General features: G+C 70.3%; 20 protein-coding genes. 9 read left to right on the forward strand and 11 right to left on the reverse strand.

The window, feature by feature from the left end; all coding sequences use genetic code 11:
• Nucleotides 1-36: 36 nt before the first annotated feature.
• Nucleotides 37-1,161 carry a DNA integrity scanning diadenylate cyclase DisA gene (disA, locus tag ACF1A1_RS34495; protein WP_392005355.1) on the forward strand — a complete coding sequence of 375 codons (1,125 nt, stop codon included), beginning with the start codon at nt 37-39 and terminating at the stop codon, nt 1,159-1,161.
• Between the two features lie 82 nt (nt 1,162-1,243).
• Here disA and ACF1A1_RS34500 read toward each other — a convergent pair whose 3' ends face one another.
• The gene (locus ACF1A1_RS34500; RefSeq protein ID WP_392005356.1) at nt 1,244-2,065 is read right to left on the reverse strand and encodes a hypothetical protein; all 822 of its coding nucleotides are present in this window, start codon (nt 2,063-2,065) and stop codon (nt 1,244-1,246) included.
• A 314-nt stretch (nt 2,066-2,379) separates the two neighbouring features.
• Here ACF1A1_RS34500 and ACF1A1_RS34505 point away from each other — a divergent pair, with 314 nt between their 5' ends.
• The 5 genes from ACF1A1_RS34505 (at nt 2,380) to cseC (ending at nt 7,299) form a co-directional block, all read left to right on the forward strand.
• A complete protein-coding gene (locus ACF1A1_RS34505) occupies nt 2,380-3,375 on the forward strand; it encodes an A/G-specific adenine glycosylase (protein ID WP_392005358.1) in 996 nt (331 codons plus the stop codon).
• Nucleotides 3,376-3,676: 301 nt separating this feature from the next.
• Nucleotides 3,677-4,219 (forward strand): SigE family RNA polymerase sigma factor, encoded by a 543-nt coding sequence (locus ACF1A1_RS34510; protein WP_360335196.1) that lies wholly within the window; start codon nt 3,677-3,679, stop codon nt 4,217-4,219.
• Nucleotides 4,204-4,866 carry a hypothetical protein gene (locus ACF1A1_RS34515; protein ID WP_392005360.1) on the forward strand — a complete coding sequence of 221 codons (663 nt, stop codon included), beginning with the start codon at nt 4,204-4,206 and terminating at the stop codon, nt 4,864-4,866. The genes ACF1A1_RS34510 and ACF1A1_RS34515 overlap by 16 nt, the downstream gene beginning before the upstream one ends.
• A gap of 374 nt (nt 4,867-5,240) precedes the next feature.
• A complete protein-coding gene (cseB, locus tag ACF1A1_RS34520) occupies nt 5,241-5,942 on the forward strand; it encodes a two-component system response regulator CseB (RefSeq protein WP_392005362.1) in 702 nt (233 codons plus the stop codon).
• A 13-nt stretch (nt 5,943-5,955) separates the two neighbouring features.
• The gene (gene cseC, locus ACF1A1_RS34525; RefSeq protein WP_392005364.1) at nt 5,956-7,299 is read left to right on the forward strand and encodes a two-component system sensor histidine kinase CseC; all 1,344 of its coding nucleotides are present in this window, start codon (nt 5,956-5,958) and stop codon (nt 7,297-7,299) included.
• A 605-nt stretch (nt 7,300-7,904) separates the two neighbouring features.
• Here the strand turns inward: cseC and ACF1A1_RS34530 are convergent.
• On the reverse strand, nt 7,905-9,494 hold the full coding sequence (locus tag ACF1A1_RS34530) for an MDR family MFS transporter (protein ID WP_392005366.1): 1,590 nt from the start codon (nt 9,492-9,494) through the stop codon (nt 7,905-7,907).
• 167 nt (nt 9,495-9,661) lie between these two features.
• Between ACF1A1_RS34530 and ACF1A1_RS34535 the strand changes: the two genes are divergently transcribed.
• Entirely contained in the window at nt 9,662-10,255 is a 594-nt protein-coding gene (locus ACF1A1_RS34535) for a TetR/AcrR family transcriptional regulator (RefSeq protein ID WP_392005368.1), read from the forward strand.
• Nucleotides 10,256-10,289: 34 nt separating this feature from the next.
• Here ACF1A1_RS34535 and ACF1A1_RS34540 read toward each other — a convergent pair whose 3' ends face one another.
• A complete protein-coding gene (locus ACF1A1_RS34540) occupies nt 10,290-10,883 on the reverse strand; it encodes a M23 family metallopeptidase (RefSeq protein ID WP_392005370.1) in 594 nt (197 codons plus the stop codon).
• A 520-nt stretch (nt 10,884-11,403) separates the two neighbouring features.
• On the opposite strand from ACF1A1_RS34540, the gene ACF1A1_RS34545 reads away from it, so the two are divergent.
• Nucleotides 11,404-12,045 (forward strand): HAD family acid phosphatase, encoded by a 642-nt coding sequence (locus ACF1A1_RS34545; protein ID WP_392005372.1) that lies wholly within the window; start codon nt 11,404-11,406, stop codon nt 12,043-12,045.
• A gap of 101 nt (nt 12,046-12,146) precedes the next feature.
• On the opposite strand, the gene ACF1A1_RS34550 is transcribed toward ACF1A1_RS34545, so the two are convergent.
• Nucleotides 12,147-14,672, reverse strand: a complete 2,526-nt coding sequence (locus ACF1A1_RS34550; protein ID WP_392005374.1) for an ATP-dependent Clp protease ATP-binding subunit — start codon at nt 14,670-14,672, stop codon at nt 12,147-12,149.
• Nucleotides 14,673-15,102: 430 nt separating this feature from the next.
• Here ACF1A1_RS34550 and ACF1A1_RS34555 point away from each other — a divergent pair, with 430 nt between their 5' ends.
• On the forward strand, nt 15,103-15,741 hold the full coding sequence (locus tag ACF1A1_RS34555; RefSeq protein WP_392005376.1) for an SCO3374 family protein: 639 nt from the start codon (nt 15,103-15,105) through the stop codon (nt 15,739-15,741).
• Here the strand turns inward: ACF1A1_RS34555 and ACF1A1_RS34560 are convergent.
• The 7 genes from ACF1A1_RS34560 to nadC all read right to left on the reverse strand — a co-directional run bounded on the left by ACF1A1_RS34560 (nt 15,720) and on the right by nadC (nt 20,572).
• Nucleotides 15,720-16,055: an Lsr2 family protein gene (locus ACF1A1_RS34560; protein WP_344387920.1), complete on the reverse strand. Its 336-nt coding sequence runs from the start codon at nt 16,053-16,055 to the stop codon at nt 15,720-15,722. The genes ACF1A1_RS34555 and ACF1A1_RS34560 overlap by 22 nt on opposite strands.
• A gap of 226 nt (nt 16,056-16,281) precedes the next feature.
• Entirely contained in the window at nt 16,282-16,815 is a 534-nt protein-coding gene (locus tag ACF1A1_RS34565) for an amino-acid N-acetyltransferase (protein ID WP_392005378.1), read from the reverse strand.
• A 9-nt stretch (nt 16,816-16,824) separates the two neighbouring features.
• Nucleotides 16,825-17,247, reverse strand: a complete 423-nt coding sequence (locus ACF1A1_RS34570) for a BlaI/MecI/CopY family transcriptional regulator (RefSeq protein WP_392005380.1) — start codon at nt 17,245-17,247, stop codon at nt 16,825-16,827.
• Between the two features lie 138 nt (nt 17,248-17,385).
• The gene (locus ACF1A1_RS34575) at nt 17,386-17,565 is read right to left on the reverse strand and encodes a hypothetical protein (protein WP_392005381.1); all 180 of its coding nucleotides are present in this window, start codon (nt 17,563-17,565) and stop codon (nt 17,386-17,388) included.
• Between the two features lie 106 nt (nt 17,566-17,671).
• The gene (locus ACF1A1_RS34580; protein ID WP_392005383.1) at nt 17,672-18,412 is read right to left on the reverse strand and encodes a hypothetical protein; all 741 of its coding nucleotides are present in this window, start codon (nt 18,410-18,412) and stop codon (nt 17,672-17,674) included.
• Between the two features lie 354 nt (nt 18,413-18,766).
• Complete coding sequence (locus ACF1A1_RS34585) at nt 18,767-19,564, reverse strand: type III pantothenate kinase (RefSeq protein WP_392005385.1); 798 nt, start codon at nt 19,562-19,564, stop codon at nt 18,767-18,769.
• Between the two features lie 15 nt (nt 19,565-19,579).
• Complete coding sequence (gene nadC, locus ACF1A1_RS34590; protein WP_392005387.1) at nt 19,580-20,572, reverse strand: carboxylating nicotinate-nucleotide diphosphorylase; 993 nt, start codon at nt 20,570-20,572, stop codon at nt 19,580-19,582.
• Nucleotides 20,573-20,577: the final 5 nt, after the last annotated feature.

Genomic DNA, 20,577 nt, shown 5'->3' on the forward strand with positions numbered 1-20,577 from the left:
ACGGGAACCCCCAGAACCTGCGACCGGAGGAGTGCAGTGGCAGCCAACGACCGGGCGGCAGCTCCCGGAAAGTCCGGTGGGAGTTCCGGTGCCGACGGCCTGATGCGCGCCTCGCTGAGCGCGGTGGCTCCCGGCACGGCCCTGCGTGACGGCCTCGAGCGGGTTCTCCGCGGCAACACCGGCGGACTCATCGTGCTGGGCTCCGACAAGACGGTCGAGTCGATGTGCACGGGCGGCTTCGTCCTGGACGTCGAGTTCACCGCGACGCGCCTGCGTGAGCTGTGCAAGCTCGACGGCGGCATCGTGCTCTCCTCCGACCTGTCGAAGATCCTGCGGGCGGGCGTGCAGTTCGTGCCCGACGCGACGATCCCCACGGAGGAGACGGGCACCCGGCACCGTACGGCGGACCGGGTCTCCAAGCAGGTCGGCTTCCCGGTGGTCTCGGTCTCGCAGTCCATGCGGCTCATCGCCCTGTACGTCGACGGCCAGCGCCGTGTCCTCGAGGACTCGGCGGCGATCCTGTCCCGCGCGAACCAGGCGCTGGCGACCCTGGAGCGCTACAAGCTCCGCCTGGACGAGGTCGCGGGAACGTTGTCAGCGCTGGAGATCGAGGACCTGGTGACGGTCCGGGACGTCTCCGCGGTGGCGCAGCGCCTGGAGATGGTGCGCCGCATCGCCACCGAAATCGCCGAATACGTGGTCGAACTGGGCACCGACGGCCGCCTCCTCGCTCTTCAGCTGGACGAGTTGATCGCGGGCGTGGAGCCGGAGCGCGAACTGGTGGTCCGGGACTACGTACCGGCGCCGACGGCCAAGCGCTCCCGCACGGTCGACGAGGCCCTGTACGAGCTGGACGCCCTCAGCCACGCCGAGCTGCTCGAACTGTCCACGGTGGCCCGCGCGTTGGGCTACACCGGTTCCCCCGAGGCCCTCGACTCGGCGGTCTCCCCGCGCGGTTTCCGTCTCCTGGCCAAGGTCCCGCGCCTGCCCGGCGCGATCATCGACCGGCTGGTGGAACACTTCGGCAGTCTCCAGAAGCTGCTCGCCGCGAGCGTCGACGACCTCCAGACGGTCGACGGCGTGGGCGAGGCGCGGGCGCGCAGCGTCCGCGAGGGACTGTCGCGGCTTGCCGAGTCCTCGATCCTGGAGCGGTACGTCTGACCGAGGGGGCGGGGACGGGCGGCGCCCCAAGGCGCCGGGCCGCGCCCCGGTTCACCGTGTGGGCGCTCCCGTCGTCCCTGCCTCAGTCGGCCTCCAGCACGAACGACGTCTGCGCCTTCGCAAACCCCGGCACCTTCGCCTCCACCAGGTACGTCCCGGCTCCGGCCACCCCCGCCGGAGGCGTCGCGCACTCGGGTGCGCTGGGCCTGCGGTCCCACTTCAGGGTGTAGGTGAAGCTGCCGCCGGCCGGCACGCGGTACAGCAGACCGCCGGACACCTTGGGGCAGTCGGCGGACGACCAGTAGCCCTCCGCGGCGCCCGCCTGAGTGATCGTCAACACCGCTGCCCTGGGCCCGAAATCGACCTTGCAGTCGCTCCCGGAGGAGTTCTTCGCCGTCAGCTGGAACGTGGGCGTCTGGTCCGGCGAGTACGTGTTGCGGACACTGCGCAGGCTCAACGTGACCACGCTGGCGGTGCAGTTGGGCAGGGTGGTCCCCGCCGGCAGCGTCGTGGAGGAGTCACTGCCGTTGGAGCCGTCGTCGGAGCCACCGGTGCCCGCCGTGGCGCCACCGCTGCCCGTGCCGGCGTCACCCGATCCGGAGCCGTCGCCCGTTCCGGTGTCCGAGCCCGAACCGGACCCACCGGTGTCCTCGTCGCTCGACTCGTCGCGTCCGCCCGGGTTTTGGCTGATCGCGGGCCCGGATCCGGACGGTCCCGGCGTGATGGAGGAGGCGGGATTCTTGCCGTTGCCCCCGTCCGCACCGTTCTTGCCGCCGCCCCCGCCCGACGTGACGATCCAGGTGATCGTCAGCGCCAACAGGGCGACCACGGACAGCAGTACGACCCTCCGTCGCCAGTAGATGGAGGAGGGAAGCGGCCCGACCGGATTGCGCAGAGATCCCACGGCGCAAACTGTACGAGAGATCGCCGCGTTCCCTGGCCCCACCCGCCGCCCGGACCACAACTTTTCCGGATCATCATCCCGGACACGGCGCTCCCGCCCCCGGCTTGCGCCCCTCGCACGCACGGACAGTCGCAGGACGTGACGAGACGTAAGCCGCCGCGCACGGTCCGTGATCGCGCCGGCCTTTCGCATTCGCGTTCCTTGCACCTCTGGCCACGGCTACGGGTCGCGCGTCCCGGGGCGCCCTCGCGCCCCACGCCGCCGGGTGGCGGTACGCGCGCGTGCCGCTGTGCGCATGGCAGGATCGAAAGGCCATGACTGCCCCCACGAAGCCCCCGCACAGCAGCCCCACCGACACCGACCCCGTCTCCGACCCCCTCCTCGGAGAGCAGTCGCCCTCCGGAGCCACCGACGGAACAATCGCGCGGGAACCCTCCGGCGCGCACCTGCACTCCCCCGTCATCGACTGGTTCGAGGACAACGCCCGCGACCTGCCCTGGCGGCGCCCCGAGGCCGGCGCGTGGGGTGTGATGGTCAGCGAGTTCATGCTCCAGCAGACGCCGGTCAACCGCGTCCTGCCGGTCTACGAGCAGTGGCTCGCCCGCTGGCCGCGCCCCGCCGACCTCGCCGCGGAGGCCCCTGGTGAGGCCGTCCGCGCGTGGGGCCGGCTCGGCTACCCGCGCCGCGCCCTGCGGCTGCACGGCGCCGCGGTGGCCATAACGGAACGGCACGGCGGCGACGTACCGTCGGACCACGCGCAGTTGCTGGCGCTGCCCGGCATCGGGGAGTACACGGCCGCCGCCGTCGCCTCCTTCGCGTACGGCCAGCGGCACGCCGTCCTCGACACCAACGTGCGCCGGGTCTTCGCGCGCGCGGTGAGCGGCGTGCAGTATCCGCCGAACGCCACCACGGCCGCCGAGCGCAGACTGGCCCGCGCCCTGCTCCCCGAGGACGAGGGGACCGCCGCCCGGTGGGCCGCCGCGTCCATGGAACTCGGCGCGCTCGTCTGCACCGCCAGGAACGAGACCTGTCACCGCTGCCCGATCGCCACGCAGTGCGCCTGGCGGCTCGCGGGCAAGCCGGAGCACGAGGGCCCGGCGCGCCGGGGCCAGACGTACGCCGGTACGGACCGGCAGGTGCGCGGCAAGCTGCTCGCCGTTCTCAGGGACGCGCACGCGCCCGTGCCGCAGGCGGTCCTCGACCGGGTGTGGCACGAGCCGGTGCAACGCGCGCGTGCCCTGGACGGTCTCGTCGCGGACGGTCTGGTGGAGCCGCTGCCCGGTGGTCTGTACCGTCTGCCACTGACCTGACACATCGTCACATCACAGGCGCTCGGCCTCTCTCACGACCCACCCCCCGCTTCTGTCACAGTCACCCGCCGGACAAAACACCTGATCCCCCCACCATTCGGCTCCCTTCCTTACCCCGAACCCATTTCCGTTACACAACCGACGGACAGCTGAGCGCTAGCCGCAGGCTGCCTCGGACAGTGCCGTGACAACACCTCCGTAGCTTCGTTCGCGTGCCCGGCAGCGGCACGAGGGCCACAGACCACAAGCGGGAAACCGGCGGCGAGAGCCGGCCGGAACGGGGACACGGAGGCGGTTGATCATGGCGCAGAGCGAGGTGCTCGAGTTCGAGGAGTACGTGCGTACCCGGCAGGACGCGCTGCTGCGCAGCGCCCGCCGACTGGTGCCGGACCCTGTCGACGCGCAGGACCTGCTCCAGACGGCGCTGGCGCGGACGTACGGCCGCTGGGAGGGCATCGCGGACAAGCGGCTGGCCGACGCCTACCTGCGCCGGGTCATGATCAACACGCGGACCGAGTGGTGGCGGGCCCGCAAGCTGGAGGAAGTGCCCACCGAGCAGCTCCCGGACGCCTCCGTGGACGACTCCACCGAGCAGCACGCGGACCGGGCCCTGCTGATGGACGCGATGAAGGTGCTCGCTCCGAAGCAGCGCAGTGTCGTGGTGCTGCGACACTGGGAGCAGATGTCCACGGAGGAGACGGCCGCCGCCCTCGGCATGTCGGCCGGAACGGTCAAGAGCACGCTGCACCGGGCGCTCGCCCGGCTCCGCGAGGAGCTGGAAGCCCGCGATCTGGACGCACGCGCGCTGGAGCGTGAGGAGCGGGAGCGTTGCGCGGCGGCCTGACCGAGGCCGGGCCCACACCGGCCCGAGGGACCTTCCAGGCGGCGATCACGGCGGTGGCCGTGCTCGCCGCCCTCGCCCTTTTCGTCTCCGCGTGCGCCACCGGCGGCACCGGCGCCCGCGACGAGGGGCCGGCCCACGCCGACGCGGCCGCCGGCGCCGCCACGGCCTCGCCGTCGGCCGCCCCCACCGACACCCCCGACCGGCAGGACGCGGTCCGGCTCGTCAAGGACGACCCCGAGGTCTCGGCGGAGGTCAAGCGCGGGCTGAAGCCGTGCGTCGGCGACGAGTACCCGGTCGACGTCTCCTACGGCGACCTCACCGGCGGCGCCCACAGCGACATCGTCGTGAACGTGCTGACCTGCGGAGACGCGGTCGGCGTGGGCGCGTACGTGTACCGCGAGGAGGACGGCCGCTACCAGAACGTGTTCAAGGCCGAGGAGCCCCCGGTCTACGCGGAGATCGACCGCGGCGACCTGGTGGTCACCAAGCAGGTGTACGAGGAGGGCGACCCGTTCTCCAGCCCGTCCGGTGAGAACGTGCTCACGTACCGCTGGGCCAGGGACCACTTCGTCAAGGAGTACAGCTGGCACAACGACTACAGCAGCGTCGTCGGCGAGGATGCGACGCCGGCGCCCGAGAGCGGCTGACCGAAGGCCGGTCGAGCAGGAGTAGCGACGGCCGGTCGAGAAGGAATCCCGAAAAAGATTCTCCCGGCGCGTGAACCGTTCGGACCGCCCGGACCGATGAACGAGTGAACGCACCACGCGCTCCGGGCGTCCCACCAAGAGACGACCCACCGGCGAACGGACGGCCGACCGACAGACATACGCTCGGCACGCCGTACGAGCCACATCCGTACGACCCGCACCCACGACCGAGACCCGCACGACCAGGACCCCGCAACCGACAGCCGCACGACCAGGCCGCGCAGCCGACGCCCGCACGACCAAGACCCGCACGACCAAGACCTGTACGACCCAGACCCGTACGACCGACACCCACGAGGACTGAGAGCACCGGGATGGCAGATCAGACCCACGTCCTGTTCGTCGAGGACGACGATGTCATCCGCGAGGCCACCCAGCTCGCCCTGGAGCGGGACGGCTTCGTGGTCACCGCGATGCCCGACGGCCTGTCCGGCCTGGAGGCGTTCCGGGCCGACCGCCCCGACATCGCGCTGCTGGACGTCATGGTGCCCGGCCTGGACGGCGTGAGCCTGTGCCGGCGCATCCGTGACGAGTCCACCGTGCCGGTGATCATGCTCTCCGCGCGCGCCGACTCCATCGATGTCGTCCTCGGCCTGGAGGCCGGCGCCGACGACTACGTGACCAAGCCGTTCGACGGCGCCGTCCTGGTCGCCCGCATCCGCGCCGTCCTGCGCCGCTTCGGCCACGCCGGCGGCGGCGACCGGACCGAGGCGGGTTCCTCACCGGCGGGCGGTGTGCTGACCTTCGGCGATCTGGAGATCGACACCGAGGGCATGGAGGTGCGCCGGGCCGGACAGCCCGTGGCCCTCACTCCGACCGAGATGCGCCTGCTGCTGGAGTTCTCCTCGGCTCCGGGCACGGTTCTGTCGCGGGACAAGCTGCTGGAGCGCGTGTGGGACTACGGCTGGGGCGGAGACACCCGCGTCGTCGACGTCCATGTGCAGCGGCTGCGGACCAAGATCGGCCAGGACCGCATCGAGACCGTCCGTGGCTTCGGCTACAAGCTGAAGGCCTGAGCGAGGCAGGGGTATGCGGGGGATGTTGCGGCACCTGGTTCCGGCCCGCGTGGAGCGCGCGGACATCCGCACCGGCCTGCGGTGGAAGCTGAGCGCGGCCATCGCACTGGTCGGCGCGCTGGTGGCGATCGCGCTCAGCCTGGTCGTGCACAACGCCGCCCGGGTGTCCATGCTGGACAACGCGCGCGACCTCGCGGACGAGCGCGTCCAGATCGCCCAGCGCAACTACGAGCAGTCCGGGCGCTCCAACTTCCCCAGCATCAAGATCGACGACCCGAATCTGCCACCGGAGCTGCGGCAGAAGGTCCAGGAGGGCCGCCGGGCGACCTTCGTCTCCGACCGTCCGGGCGGCGTACCCGACATCTGGGCGGCCGTACCGGTCAAGGACGGCCATGTGCTCTCCCTGCACACCGGCTTCACCGACCGCAGCACCGACATCCTCTACGACCTCGACCAGGCCCTGCTGATCGGCTCCATCGCGGTCGTCCTCGGCGGCAGCGCGCTGGGCGTGCTCATCGGCGGGCAGCTGTCCCGCCGGCTGCGCAAGGCGGCGGCCGCCGCGCACCAGGTCGCCAAGGGGGAGACGGACGTCCGCGTACGGGACGCCATCGGCGGGGTCGTCCGGGACGAGACCGACGACCTGGCGAGCGCGGTGGACGCCATGGCGGACGCGCTGCGGCAGCGGCTGGAGGCCGAGCGCAGGGTCACGGCCGACATCGCACACGAGCTGCGCACGCCCGTGACGGGCCTGCTCACGGCCGCCGAGCTGCTGCCGCCCGGCCGGCCCACGGAGCTGGTCCTGGACCGGGCGAAGGCCATGCGCACCCTCGTGGAGGACGTCCTGGAGGTGGCCCGCCTCGACGGTGCTTCGGAGCGCGCCGAGTTGCAGGACATCCTGCTGGGTGAGTTCGTCACCCGGCGCGTCGCCGCCAAGGACCCGGACGTCGAGGTCCGCGTGGTGCACGAGTCGATGGTCACCACCGACCCCCGGCGCCTGGAGCGCGTGCTGTTCAACCTGCTCGCCAACGCCGCCCGGCACGGCAAACCGCCGATCCAGGTCACCGTCGAGGGCCGGGTCATCCGCGTCCGTGACCACGGCTCCGGCTTCCCCGAGGACCTGCTCGCCGAGGGCCCGAGCCGCTTCCGCACCGGCAGCCGCGACCGCGCCGGCCACGGCCACGGACTCGGCCTGACCATCGCGGCCGGACAGGCCCGCGTCCTGGGCGCCCGCCTGACCTTCCGCAACGTACGCCCGGCCGGGGCACCGGAGCACATACCCGCCGAGGGAGCCGTCGCCGTCCTGTGGCTCCCGGAACACGCACCGACGAACACGGGAAGCTATCCGATGCTGCCTTGACGGGCCGGTGCCACTCGGACGGGCCGGAGCATCCGATGACGGGCCGGTGCCACTCGGACGGGTAGGGGCTCAGATGACGGGCCTGTGCGACTCGGACGGGCCGGGGCGCCGATGCCGGGCCTGTGCCACTCGGACGGGCCGGGGCGCCGATGCCGGGCCTGTGCCACTCGGACGGGTAGCCACGTCTTGCCTAAAGGCCGATGTGGCACGCGCCCCGCAAAGCCCGTGCCACCGACCGGGCAGAGCCAGCCGCCGTCCCGTCCCGGCGGGCCCCGTCCAACCGCTCCCGGCCCCGGCGGGCCCCGTCCAGCGGGAGAACCTTCCCGGCAGGCAGACCTGTCCGGCCGCCCCGCCCCCGGGCCTTGTCCTGCCGCCCCTCCCCGAAGGCCCGTTCAGAGAAGAGGCCCCCGGGGCGGACACCCGCCGGGGGCCTCGGTGTACGGACATCGCGACGTTGTGCGGCATTGCGAACGTCGAGCGACATCGGGGGCCACCGCCCTGCACCACCCGAGCGGCCACCGGCTTGCACCACCGGAGCGTCCACCGCCCTCACCAGCAGAGCGGCCACCGCCCTCACCAGCGGCGGCGGCCCGCTCCCCGCCGGGTCAGACGGCCTCCACCGTAGGCACCTTCGGCGTGGTCGCCCCACCCGTCGTCCCGTCCTCCTTCGGGCCCGCTCCCCGCAGCGGGACCTCCTTGACGAAGACGGCCGCCACCAGCGCGATCACGGACACCGCGGCCCCGAGGACGAACGCCGCGTGCGTGCCGTCGGACACCGCGTACTGGTATGCCTCCCGCGCAGCCGCCGGAAGCCTGGCGAGGCCGGCCGCGTCCACTTGCGCGGACTGCTCGGTGACCTTCGAGCCCAGTGCGCCGGCCCGCTCGGCCATGACGTCCTCGACCCGGCTGTTGAACAGCGCGCCCATGATCGCGACGCCGAAGGAGGAGCCGAGCGTGCGGAAGAGGGTGGTCGACGAGGAGGCGACGCCCATGTCCTTCATCTCCACGCTGTTCTGCGCGACCAGCATGGTGATCTGCATCAGGCAGCCCATACCGAGGCCCAGGACGGCCATGAAGATGCCGGAGGTGAACCGGGAGGTCCCGGTGCCCATCGTGGACAGCAGGTACAGCCCGACGGTCATCAGGACGCCGCCGACGATCGGGAAGACCTTGTAGCGGCCGCTGCTGGTGGTGATCCGGCCCGCGACCATCGAGGTCACGAGCATCGCCCCGAGCATCGGCAGGAGCAGCAGCCCGGAGTTGGTCGCGGACGCACCCTGCACGGACTGCTGGTACAGCGGCAGGAAGAGGGTCGCGCCGAACATCACGAAGCCGGCGATGAAGCCGATCAGGGACATCAGAGTGAAGTTGCGGCTGCGGAAGATGTGCAGCGGCACGATCGGCTCGGCGGCCCTGGTCTGCCAGAACACGAACCCGACCAGCGCGGCGACACCGATTCCGGCCAGCTCCATGATCCGCGCGGAACTCCAGGCGTACTCCGTGCCGCCCCAGGTGGTGACCAGCACGATGGCGGTGATGCCGACGGTCAGCAGCGCGGCGCCGAGGTAGTCGATGCGTGCCTGGGACCGCTTCTTCGGCAGGTGCAGGACGACGGTGATGAGGCCGAGGGCCACCACGCCGAGCGGCAGGTTGATGTAGAAGGCCCAGCGCCAGCCCCAGTGGTCGGTGATGGTGCCGCCGACCAGCGGTCCGCCGATCATCGCGATGGCCATCACGCCGGCCATCATGCCCTGGTACCTGCCGCGCTCCCGCGGGGGAACCAGGTCGCCGATGATCGCCATGACGCCGACCATGAGCCCGCCGGCGCCCAGGCCCTGGACCGCGCGGAAGGCGATCAGCTGGCCCATGTCCTGGGCCATACCGCTCGCCGCCGACCCGAGCAGGAAGATCACGATCGAGCCGAGGAAGACGCCCTTGCGCCCGTACATGTCGCCGAGCTTGCCCCAGATCGGGGTGGAGGCGGCGGTCGCGAGGGTGTACGCCGTCACCACCCACGACAGGTGCTCCAGGCCGCCGAGCTCGCCCACGATCGTCGGCATCGCCGTGCCCACGATCATGTTGTCGAGCATCGCGAGCATCATCGTGACCATCAGCGCGAGCATCACGACCCGCACGCTCTTCTGGTCTGTGTCCGGTGTTCCGGTGTCCGTCTCAACGGTGCGTGTGTCCGCCATCGTTCCCACTCCCCCAGGCCACTACTTACTTGCCGCCCGGCTAGTTCAGTACACTCGGGAAAGTAGACCGGTAACTAGCCGGTCGTCAAGTAAGTTCCAGCCGGGCGGCAGGTAAGTTTGCTCCCCGAACGGCGGGGGGTTTCCGCGGGAGCCCGCGGAGGACGAGGATGGACGTCACCATGGACGGCACCAAGCAGCAGCGCCGCGGGAACACCCGCCAGCGCATCCAGGACGTGGCGCTCGAACTCTTCGCCGAGCAGGGCTACGAGAAGACCTCACTGCGCGAGATCGCGGAGCGGCTGGAGGTCACGAAGGCGGCCCTCTACTACCACTTCAAGACCAAGGAAGAGATCATCGTCAGCATCTTCGCGGATCTGACGAAGCCGATCGAAGACCTGATCGAGTGGGGCAGGAACCAGCCGCACACCCTGGAGACCAAGCAGGAACTCGTACGCCGCTACAGCCAGGCACTCAGCGAGGCCGCCCCGCTCTTCCGCTTCATGCAGGAGAACCAGGCGACGGTACGGGAGTTGCAGATCGGCGATTCCTTCAAGGACCGCATGCGCGGCCTGCGCGACATCGTCATCGACCCGGACGCCCCCCTCACGGACCAGGTCCGTTGCATCAGCGCCATCTTCACGCTGCACGCCGGCATGCACTTCCTGCACGACCTCGACGGCGACCCCGAGGAGAAGCGCGAAGCCGTCCTCGAGGTCGCCGTCGATCTGATCACCCAGGCCCACCGGGGCACACGGCCCTAGCGCAGAGCCGTATCGGCCCGGGAGCAGAGCCCTGTCAGATGGACAGGCCCTTGCCGCGCAGGAACTTGACCGGGTCGACGGCCGAGCCGTAGTTGGCGGTCGTACGGATCTCGAAGTGCAGGTGCGGGCCGCTGGAGTTGCCGGTGTTGCCGGACAGGGCGATGCGCTGACCGGTCTTGACGATCTGGCCGGCCCTCACGTCGATCTGCGACAGGTGGGCGTACTGGGAGTACGTGCCGTTGCCGTGCCTGATGACGACGGCGTTGCCGTAGGCGGGGCCGTCGCCGGCGCCGTTGCCGCCGGCCTTGACGACGGTGCCGCCGTGGGCGGCGACGACCTTGGTGCCGCTCGGCACGGCGAAGTCCTGGCCGCTGTGGGTGGACTGCCACATGCCGCCGGCCTGGGCGAAGCTGGCGGACTTCGTGTAGTGCGCGACCGGCTTGACCCAGGAGGTGGCCGCGGCCGCCTTCGCGGCGGGCTTGGCGGCGACGGGCTGAGCGGCGGGCTGGACGGCCGACGCCACTCCGCTCCCCAGCACGACCGAGGCGCCGAGAGCGGCGGCCCCGACGGCCACGCGGGTGCGGAGCTGGGACGTACGGAAAGAACGGGACGTGACGCGCTGGAACATCGAAACCTCATGGGGGCCGGGGGCAGAGAAAACCACCCGACGTGCAGACGTCCGCCGGATGGGCCATCCCTTGGTAACCCCGAGGTCCGTAAAGCCCCAAACGTGTGATCTACGACGGAAGCTAGTATCTCCCGTCAAAAATGCGTACTTCTTGACAGTTCGCCTTTTCGCCCCAAATCTGCGCCGATCCACGCAGGAAGCCTGGAGGGCCCGCAAGGTTCCAAGGCTTTAGCGCCTTTTGTCCGAATCGCGATTTCCACTATTCCCCCTAGTAACGGACAAATCGCCTGTGCGGCATGTCACCGGTCGCCCGCCGCAAGGGACTTCGGAATGTGATGGGCGCTACTCCCGTACGCCTTCTGCGAGTTGTGACCCGCGTCACGTTCGCCTGCACGAGGGTGTGACCGACCTCTCATGCCCGGCTACCGTCCAGTAACCCGCTGGTTCCCCTCAAGCCATCCCCACCGATGAGCATGCCCACGACACCCCCAGCGCCATGGACGCGAGAGGACCCCCACACATGAACAGAGGTACCTGGACGCGCCGCATCACCATGACCGCCGTGGCCACGGCCGCCGTCACCGCGATGGCCGTCCCGGCCGGCGCCCAGGCCGCGACGGCCACCGGCACCTCCGCCGTCGCCACAGCCGCCTCCACCGCCGCCGAAGACGTCGACTACGACACCTGGCAGGCGGACTGCCAGGCCGTGATGGACCAGGCCCTGCCGTACCTGAAGCAGCGCATTGCCGCCACGAAGCCGGGCGAGAAGCAGGCCATCGTCCTCGACATCGACAACACCACGCTGGAGACCGACTTCGGCTTCAGCTACCCGCAGCCGGCCAACCAGCCGGTCCTCGACGTCGCCGAGTACGCCCAGCAGCACGGTGTCTCGCTGTTCTTCGTCACCGCCCGCCCGGGCATCATCGGCGGGGTCACCGACTACAACCTCAAGTACGTCGGCTACCAGGTCTCGGGCCTCTACGTCCGCGGCTTCCTGGACCTCTTCAAGGACGTCGCCGCCTACAAGACCGCCCAGCGCGTCGACATCGAGAACAAGGGCTACACGATCATCGCGAACATCGGCAACAGCCCCACCGACCTGTCCGGCGGCCACGCCGAGAAGACCTTCAAGCTGCCTGACTACGACGGACAGTTGTCGTAGGCAGTGACACGTAGGCAGTGACACGAAAGGGGCCGGTGCTCGAAAGCACCGGCCCCTTTCTTCAAGGGTCCCGAGGGTCCGTCAGGCGAACCCCCGGAGGATCACACGTCCTTGCTCAGGTTCGGCCCGGCACCGCCGGCCGCCTGCTCGATCGGCGGGACGTCCGGCAGCGCCGACTTCTCCTCGCCGCGGAAGGTGAAGGTCTTGGCTTCGCCCTCGCCCTCGGTGTCCACGACCACGATGTGACCGGGGCGCAGCTCGCCGAAGAGGATCTTCTCCGAGAGCGTGTCCTCGATCTCGCGCTGGATGGTGCGACGCAGCGGACGCGCACCCAGCACCGGGTCGTAACCCTTCTGGGCCAGCAGCTCCTTGGAGGACTGGGAGAGCTCGATGCCCATGTCCCGGTCCTTCAGGCGCTCGTCCACCTTGCTGATCATCAGGTCGACGATCCGCAGGATGTCCGCCTGCGTCAGCTGCGGGAAGACGACCACGTCGTCGACGCGGTTGAGGAACTCGGGCCGGAAGTGCTGCTTGAGCTCGTCCGAGACCTTGTTCTTCATGCGCTCGTAGTTGGTCTTCGTGTCACCCGCGGCCGCGAAGCCGAGGTTGAAGCCCTTGGAGATGTCCCGCGTGCCGAGGTTGGTCGTCATGATGATGACCGTGTTCTTGAAGTCCACGACCCGGCCCTGGGAGTCGGTCAGACGACCGTCCTCCAGGATCTGCAACAGCGAGTTGAAGATGTCCGGGTGGGCCTTCTCGACCTCGTCGAAGAGGACGACGGAGAACGGCTTGCGGCGGACCTTCTCGGTCAGCTGGCCGCCCTCTTCGTAGCCCACGTATCCGGGGGGCGAACCGAAGAGACGCGACACCGTGTGCTTCTCGCTGAACTCCGACATGTCGAGGGAGATCAGCGCGTCCTCGTCGCCGAAGAGGAACTCGGCGAGCGCCTTGGACAGCTCGGTCTTACCGACACCGGACGGGCCGGCGAAGATGAACGAACCACCCGGACGCTTCGGGTCCTTCAGACCGGCGCGCGTACGGCGGATCGCCTTCGACAGCGCCTTGACGGCGTCGTTCTGGCCGATGACCCGCTTGTGGAGCTCGTCCTCCATGCGGAGCAGGCGGCTGGACTCCTCCTCGGTCAGCTTGAAGACCGGGATGCCGGTGGCGGTCGCGAGGACCTCGGCGATCAGCTCTCCGTCGACCTCGGCGACGACGTCCATGTCGCCGGCCTTCCACTCCTTCTCCCGCTTGGCCTTGGCGGCCAGGAGCTGCTTCTCCTTGTCGCGGAGGGAGGCGGCCTTCTCGAAGTCCTGCGAGTCGATCGCGGACTCCTTGTCGCGGCGGACGCCGGCGATCTTCTCGTCGAACTCGCGCAGGTCCGGCGGAGCGGTCATCCGGCGGATGCGCATCCGGGAACCGGCCTCGTCGATCAGGTCGATCGCCTTGTCCGGCAGGAAGCGGTCCGAGATGTACCGGTCGGCCAGGGTGGCGGCCTGGACCAGCGCCTCGTCGGTGATGGAGACGCGGTGGTGCGCCTCGTACCGGTCGCGCAGGCCCTTGAGGATCTCGATGGTGTGCGGCAGGGACGGCTCCGCGACCTGGATGGGCTGGAAGCGGCGCTCCAGGGCCGCGTCCTTCTCCAGGTGCTTGCGGTACTCGTCCAGCGTCGTCGCACCGATGGTCTGCAGCTCACCGCGGGCCAGCATCGGCTTCAGGATGGAAGCGGCGTCGATGGCGCCCTCGGCGGCACCCGCACCGACCAGCGTGTGCAGCTCGTCGATGAACAGGATGATGTCGCCGCGGGTGCGGATCTCCTTGAGCACCTTCTTCAGGCGCTCCTCGAAGTCACCGCGGTAGCGGGAGCCGGCGACCAGCGCGCCGAGGTCCAGGGTGTAGAGGTGCTTGTCCTTGAGGGTCTCGGGCACCTCGCCCTTGACGATGGCCTGCGCGAGACCCTCGACGACGGCGGTCTTGCCGACGCCGGGCTCACCGATCAGGACCGGGTTGTTCTTGGTACGGCGGGACAGCACCTGCATGACCCGCTCGATCTCCTTCTCGCGCCCGATGACCGGGTCGAGCTTGGACTCACGAGCGGCCTGGGTGAGGTTCCGGCCGAACTGGTCGAGGACCAGGGACGTCGAGGGGGTGCCCTCGGCAGGCCCGCCGGCGGTGGCGGTCTCCTTGCCCTGGTAACCGGAGAGCAGCTGGATCACCTGCTGCCGCACGCGGTTCAGATCTGCGCCCAGCTTGACCAGGACCTGGGCGGCGACGCCCTCGCCCTCGCGGATCAGGCCGAGCAGGATGTGCTCCGTGCCGATGTAGTTGTGGCCCAGCTGAAGGGCCTCGCGGAGCGACAGCTCCAGGACCTTCTTGGCACGGGGGGTGAAGGGAATGTGGCCCGACGGAGCCTGCTGGCCCTGGCCGATGATCTCCTCCACCTGCTGGCGGACCGCCTCGAGCGAAATCCCGAGGCTCTCAAGGGCCTTGGCGGCGACACCCTCACCCTCGTGGATCAGGCCCAGGAGGATGTGCTCGGTGCCGATGTAGTTGTGGTTGAGCATCCGGGCTTCTTCCTGAGCCAGGACGACAACCCGCCGCGCGCGGTCGGTGAACCTCTCGAACATCGTTAATCGCTCCTCAGAGCGGTCAGGCAGTGGGGGGAACTTCCCCTCCCTGTCCTTCCGCAGCTTAGTCCCGCAAGCGGGGACCGCTCATTCCAACTGCCGACACCGTCGATGGCCTCCTGACCCCGAACGCCGACATCTGCTCCAACCCGATGGTGCGAGACGATGTTCCCGCAGGCCAGGCAGTTACCCCCACCATCAGTACGCCGATGGCGAACGTGAGACGGCCTTTCCTGCGTGTCGCCCCCTCCCACTAGGGATGTCTTACCCGCTGGGACTGACACTCCATGCCGCGCGCACCGGTTCCCTCCGCTATGGGCGAACAACCTTGCGCCTCCCGACACCCCCGCGCGCCTCCCTTTTCGGCACGCTGCGCATTCGACGGAACACCCACCGTAACTCCGGGGGCTCCCGGACGGTTGCACTTGGCATGGTTGGCTCAGCCCCGCCGGTCGCTCCCCCGGCCACCTCCCGGACATCCACGCTTCCCCTCCCCCGCCGCCCGCTCGACCCGGCCGATTCGGCCGGCGCCCGTCCCTTCGACCCGGCCGGCCGCATCCGCGGCTGGTACGAGAACGAACTGGGGTGGGCGACGGTGCCCGGGGAGCCGGTGGGGCTGTCCGTGGGGCTGCGCTTCGACGTCCTGGACGTGCCGGCCGAGGCGGGTCGCGCGGCGCTGCGGCGCCTGGCGCCGGGCTCTCCGGTGGCCGTACGGGGTGACCGGATGCGGCTGCTGGTGGCCGCGGGGAGCGCGGAGGAGCTGCCGGGGATCCTGCGGTGGCTGGAGTGGGGCGCACTGCCGCTGGACCTGTCGGCGACCGGGGCGGGTGGCGTCGTCGAGGCGCCCTTGCCCCCGGGCCTGGAGTCCTCCTGGCCTGTGCAGGGGGCCGCCGTGTGGGTGCGGCCCCCCGAGGCCGGATGCGAGGTCGAGGCCTCGCTGCCGACGGTGTCGGCCTTGGGGGGCGGTGGGGGCGCCCCCGATCTGGTGCGCCTGGTGGACACGCTGGCGACGCACTGTCACCGTGTCCGGCTGCGGCGCGCGTGCCCTCAGGCGTTGGCCTTCTCGTAGGCCTCGCGAATGGACGCGGGAACGCGGCCACGGTCGTTGACCTCGTAACCGTTCTCCTTCGCCCATGCGCGGATCTGCGCGGTGTCCTGGCTGCCGCCGGAAGCGGCGCGCGCCTTTCCACGTCCGCCCGCGGCACGGCCTCCGGTACGACGACCGCCCTTCACATAGGGGTCGAGAAGGCCGCGCAGCTTGTCCGCATTGGCCGTCGTCAGATCGATCTCGTAGGTCTTGCCGTCCAACGCGAACGTCACGGTCTCGTCCGCCTCGCCGCCGTCGAGGTCGTCGACAAGAAGGACCTGAACCTTCTGTGCCACCGGATTTCCTTTCATCGATAACGTGAGGACTCGGGGTCCGCGGCGTCCGCCGTTTCGCCGCCCCCTGTTATATGCAGTACTGCAGTACGTCGGAAAGCAAACCGCTTTTGCTGCAAAAACACAAACCCCCGGGAGAGACCTGCGGTCCGCCCTCCACCCGGAAACGTACGCGTTTCGGACATAGAGGCACCGGGCAAGCCAGGTCGGTCCGGAATGGACTCGACGATCACAGATGCAGAAGCATCCGGCTGTTGCCCAAGGTGTTCGGTTTCACTCGTTCGAGTCCGAGGAACTCCGCGACGCCCTCGTCATAGGAACGCAAGAGCTCCGCGTAGACATCGGTGTCAACCGGCGTCTCGCCGATCTCCACGAAGCCGTGCTTGCCGAAGAAGTCCACTTCGAAGGTCAGGCAGAAAACGCGGCGAACGCCGAGCCAGCGCGCGGTGTGCAGCAACTTCTCCAACAACTGGTGACCGACGCCGGCGCCCTTCAGGCCGGGCTTCACCGCGAGAGTGCGGACTTCCGCCAGGTCTTCCCACATGACGTGCAGGGCACCGCAGCCGACCACCTCGGCGTTGTCGTCGCGTTCGGCGACCCAGAACTCCTGGATGTCCTCGTAAAGAGTCACCGTCGCTTTGTCGAGCAGGATGCCCTCGCGGACGTAGGCGTCAAGGAGACGGCGCACCGCCGGGACATCGCTGGTCCGGGCCCGCCGGACGGTGATGGCTTTAGCGCTGACTTCGGGACTCTCTGCTGACATGTGCGGACGCTATCGCCCGCCGGTCTCCGTCACCGAGCCGGGGTTCTCCCCGGTACTCCCCGCTTGTGCTGGTTCGGATGTTTCCGGGCCCTGGACGATGCGTACCGCGTCCCGCAGGGCCCCTCGCTGTTCGTCGCTCATCATCCCGAAGAAGGCGACGAGAGCGGCGGCGGGGTTGTCGCTCTGCGCCCAGGCGTCGTTCATCAGGGCTGCGGCGTAGGCGGCGCGGGTGGAGACCGCCTCATATCGATAGGCCCGGCCTTCCGCCTCACGGCGCACCCAGCCCTTCTGATGGAGATTGTCCAAAACGGTCATCACCGTGGTGTACGCGATGGACCGTTCCCGCTGAAGGTCTTCCAGGACTTCCCGAACGGTCACCGGGCGGTTCCACTTCCACACCCGCGTCATGACCGCGTCTTCGAGTTCTCCCAATGGGCGAGGCACACCTCAGACAATAGTGGCAGATCCCACCCATGGCGTGCCGGACGTGAACTTTCATCGACAAACACGAACAAAAAGGGCGTACGACTCCCTGCGGCGGGGGCCGTACGCCCGGAGGGGCGCCCGGGATCAGGCGTCGGTGTTCGCGGAGCCCTGGCGGGCGCCGTCCGCGCGCGCGAGGGCGGCGTCGACGGCGGCGTCCTCCTTGGCCTTGTTGGCCCCGCCCTGGGTCTTCACGATCACCCTGATCACACCGATGAAGAACACGGCCATGACGACGGGGGGCACGAGCGCGGAGACATAGTCCATGGATCCAGGGTAGCCAGGGAGGAAGCGGGCATCGGGACGGGGTCGGCCTGCCGACGGCGGCCCCACGGTGCCCGACGGTGCCGTGACGCTGCCCTGGTGGCGCCTCTCAGCAGACCGCGAGCCGCTGCTGTCCGGGGTCGGCGGGCGGCTGGGCCGGCTTACGCCGCGGGAAGACCTCGCCCGGCGTGGGGATGGGCCGGCGTGTCGGCTCGGGAGCGGAGGGCTTCACGGGGACGGGCCCGGGAGCGGGGCGGGGTGCGGCGGGCTTCTCGGCGGGTTTCTTCTGCGGCTCTCCCTCCGGGCCGTCGGCGGCCACGGCGACATCGACGGCGGCGCGGCCGTCCGCCTGCGCCTCCCCTGCGCCGGAGAGGCCCCCGGGCAGGGCCAGGAAGCGCGTACGGGACGCCGGCATCAGAGGTGCCTCGGGAGTGGCCCGGGGGGCCGCACAGCGCGCGAGACGGGCGCGCACGGCCTGTTCGGCGAGGACCTGGCAGCGGGCCAGGAGGGCGGCCGCCGTCGGATTGCCGCGCAGGGCGCGCAGGGCGGCGAGGTCGTCGGGCTCGGGCCGGTAGCCGGTGGCCAGCACCTCCTCCAGGAGCGCGAGGAAGCCGGCCGCGGTGCCGGGGAGGGCGGCGCGGTACCGGGCGAGGTCGGCCACCAGGAAGGCCCGCAGCCGAGCCGCCTCGCGCATCGCCTCGTCGAGGGACTCGGCGAGGCGATGGCAGTCCTGGACGTCCTCGGCCGAGGCGGGGCCGGGGTGGAGGGCGAGGGCGAGAGCGCGGCGGAGCACACGCAGCTCCTCCGCACCGAACGCCATGCCGCCGCGGGATCCGTATGGCGTGGGCATGCGGCGACGATACGCGCTAATCAGACAAATTCGACATAAGGGATGGGTGTGGCGCGCCCGATTCCGCCCGGTGGTCCGCGCCGCGCCCCGCCGTCGGGGCCCATGGGAGGGAGGTGAGGCCCAGGCGGCGGCGCGGGCCACGGGCTGGAGGGGTGCGCTCCCGCCCCGGGGCCCGCGCTCCCGCCGGTGACGCGCTCTCCCGGTGCGCGGGTCCGTGCCGGTGCGCGGGTCCGTGCCAGTGCGCGAGTCCGTGCCAGTGCGCGAGTCCGTGCCAGTGCGCGGGTCCGTGCCAGTGCGCGGGTCCGTGCCGGTGCGCGAGTCCGTGTGCCGGTGGGCGTGGGCGGGCTCGCACGCTCACATGCGGGAGACGTTCCGTTCGTAGACCAGTCGCAGGCCGATCAGCGTCAGCCACGGCTCGTGTTCGTCGATCACCGAGGACTCGCCCAGCACCATCGGCGCGAGGCCGCCCGTGGCGATCACCGTCACGTCGTCCGGGTCTTCCGCCAGCTCCCGGGCCATCCGGCTGACGACCCCGTCGACCTGGCCCGCGAAGCCGTAGACCACGCCGGCCTGCATCGCCTCGACCGTGTTCTTGCCGATGACGCTGCGGGGGCGGGCCACCTCGATCTTGCGCAGTTGCGCGGCCTTGATGCCCAACGCCTCGACGGAGATCTCGATGCCGGGGGCGATGACGCCGCCCACGTACTCCCCGCGCGCGCTGATCGCGTCGAACGTCGTCGCCGTGCCGAAGTCGACGACGATCGCGGGGCCGCCGTAGAGCTCGTTCGCCGCGACCGCGTTGATGATGCGGTCGGCGCCGACCTCCTTGGGGTTGTCGAAGAGGATCGGTACGCCGGTCTTGACTCCGGGTTCGACGAGTACCGCGGGCACGTCGCCGTAGTAGCGGCGGGTCACCTCGCGCAGCTCGTGCAGCACCGACGGGACGGTCGCGCAGATCGCGATGCCGTCGATGCCGTCGCCCAGTTCCACCCCGAGGAGGGGGTGCATGCCCATCAGGCCCTGGAGCAGGACCGCGAGCTCGTCGGCCGTACGGCGGGCGTCCGTCGAGATCCGCCAGTGCTCGACGATGTCCTCACCGTCGAACAGGCCGAGCACCGTGTGCGTGTTCCCCACGTCGATCGTCAGCAGCATGGCCGGTTCGCGCTCCTACTCCGCCGCTCGCAGATCCAGGCCGATGTCGAGGATCGGCGAGGAGTGGGTCAGGGCGCCCACGGCCAGGAAGTCGACGCCGCTGTCGGCGTACGCCTTCGCGTTGTCCAGGGTCAGCCGGCCGGACGCCTCCAGCATGGCGCGCCCGCCGACGATGCCGACGGCCTCCGCGCACTCGTTGGGGGTGAAGTTGTCCAGGAGGATCAGGTCGGCGCCGGCCTCCACGACCTCGCGCAGCTGGTGCAGGGTGTCGACCTCGACCTCGATCGGCACGTCCGGGAAGGCTTCCCGTACGGCTTCGAAGGCCCGGGCGACGCCGCCCGCGGCGACCACGTGGTTGTCCTTGACCAGGGCCGCGTCGGAGAGCGACATGCGGTGGTTGACCCCGCCGCCACAGCGGACGGCGAACTTCTCCAGGGCGCGCAGGCCCGGGGTGGTCTTCCTGGTGTCACGCACGCGTGCCCCGGTGCCCTCCAGGACGTCCGCCCACGCGCGCGTGGCGGTGGCGATGCCGGACAGGCGGCACAGCAGGTTGAGGGCGCTGCGCTCGGCGGTGAGCAGGTCACGCGTGCGCGTGGTGACCGACAGCAGCTTCTGGCCGGCCTCCACGCGGTCGCCGTCCTCCACGTGCCGCTCGACCTCGAACTCGTCCGAGCAGACGACCGACATCACCGCCTCGGCGACACGGAGGCCCGCCACCACGCCCGCCTCGCGCGCGGTGAAGTCGGCGGTGGCGACCGCTTCCTCGGGGATGGTCGCGACCGTCGTCACGTCCACGCCGTGGTCCAGGTCCTCCTGGATGGCGACGTTGGCGATGTCCTCGACCTCGAGCGGGTCGAGGCCCGCGTCGGCCAGGAGCTGGGCGAGCGCGGGGTCGAGCCCGCACTCCAGGTACTCCTCGTCGCCGTCGATGCCGGCGTCGGCGCCACAGGCACAGCCGTCGCCGCAGCCGCCGCTCTGGACGAGGGGAAGGTCCTCGGGGGTGCTCACTTCTG

The sequence above is a fragment of the Streptomyces sp. NPDC014995 genome, from assembly GCF_043080745.1.
Taxonomy (GTDB): domain Bacteria; phylum Actinomycetota; class Actinomycetes; order Streptomycetales; family Streptomycetaceae; genus Streptomyces.

Excerpts from the sequence above, each read along its gene's own strand:
- ACF1A1_RS34505 (WP_392005358.1), top strand. The coding sequence starts at position 2,380 with ATGACTGCCCCCACGAAGCCCCCGCACAGCAGCCCCACCGACACCGAC.
- ACF1A1_RS34510 (WP_360335196.1), top strand. The coding sequence starts at position 3,677 with ATGGCGCAGAGCGAGGTGCTCGAGTTCGAGGAGTACGTGCGTACCCGG.
- cseB (WP_392005362.1), top strand. The coding sequence starts at position 5,241 with ATGGCAGATCAGACCCACGTCCTGTTCGTCGAGGACGACGATGTCATC.
- cseC (WP_392005364.1), top strand. The coding sequence starts at position 5,956 with ATGCGGGGGATGTTGCGGCACCTGGTTCCGGCCCGCGTGGAGCGCGCG.
- ACF1A1_RS34530 (WP_392005366.1), bottom strand. The coding sequence starts at position 9,494 with ATGGCGGACACACGCACCGTTGAGACGGACACCGGAACACCGGACACA.
- ACF1A1_RS34535 (WP_392005368.1), top strand. The coding sequence starts at position 9,662 with ATGGACGTCACCATGGACGGCACCAAGCAGCAGCGCCGCGGGAACACC.
- ACF1A1_RS34540 (WP_392005370.1), bottom strand. The coding sequence starts at position 10,883 with ATGTTCCAGCGCGTCACGTCCCGTTCTTTCCGTACGTCCCAGCTCCGC.
- ACF1A1_RS34545 (WP_392005372.1), top strand. The coding sequence starts at position 11,404 with ATGAACAGAGGTACCTGGACGCGCCGCATCACCATGACCGCCGTGGCC.
- ACF1A1_RS34550 (WP_392005374.1), bottom strand. The coding sequence starts at position 14,672 with ATGTTCGAGAGGTTCACCGACCGCGCGCGGCGGGTTGTCGTCCTGGCT.
- ACF1A1_RS34555 (WP_392005376.1), top strand. The coding sequence starts at position 15,103 with ATGGTTGGCTCAGCCCCGCCGGTCGCTCCCCCGGCCACCTCCCGGACA.
- ACF1A1_RS34565 (WP_392005378.1), bottom strand. The coding sequence starts at position 16,815 with ATGTCAGCAGAGAGTCCCGAAGTCAGCGCTAAAGCCATCACCGTCCGG.
- ACF1A1_RS34575 (WP_392005381.1), bottom strand. The coding sequence starts at position 17,565 with ATGGACTATGTCTCCGCGCTCGTGCCCCCCGTCGTCATGGCCGTGTTC.
- ACF1A1_RS34580 (WP_392005383.1), bottom strand. The coding sequence starts at position 18,412 with ATGCCCACGCCATACGGATCCCGCGGCGGCATGGCGTTCGGTGCGGAG.
- ACF1A1_RS34585 (WP_392005385.1), bottom strand. The coding sequence starts at position 19,564 with ATGCTGCTGACGATCGACGTGGGGAACACGCACACGGTGCTCGGCCTG.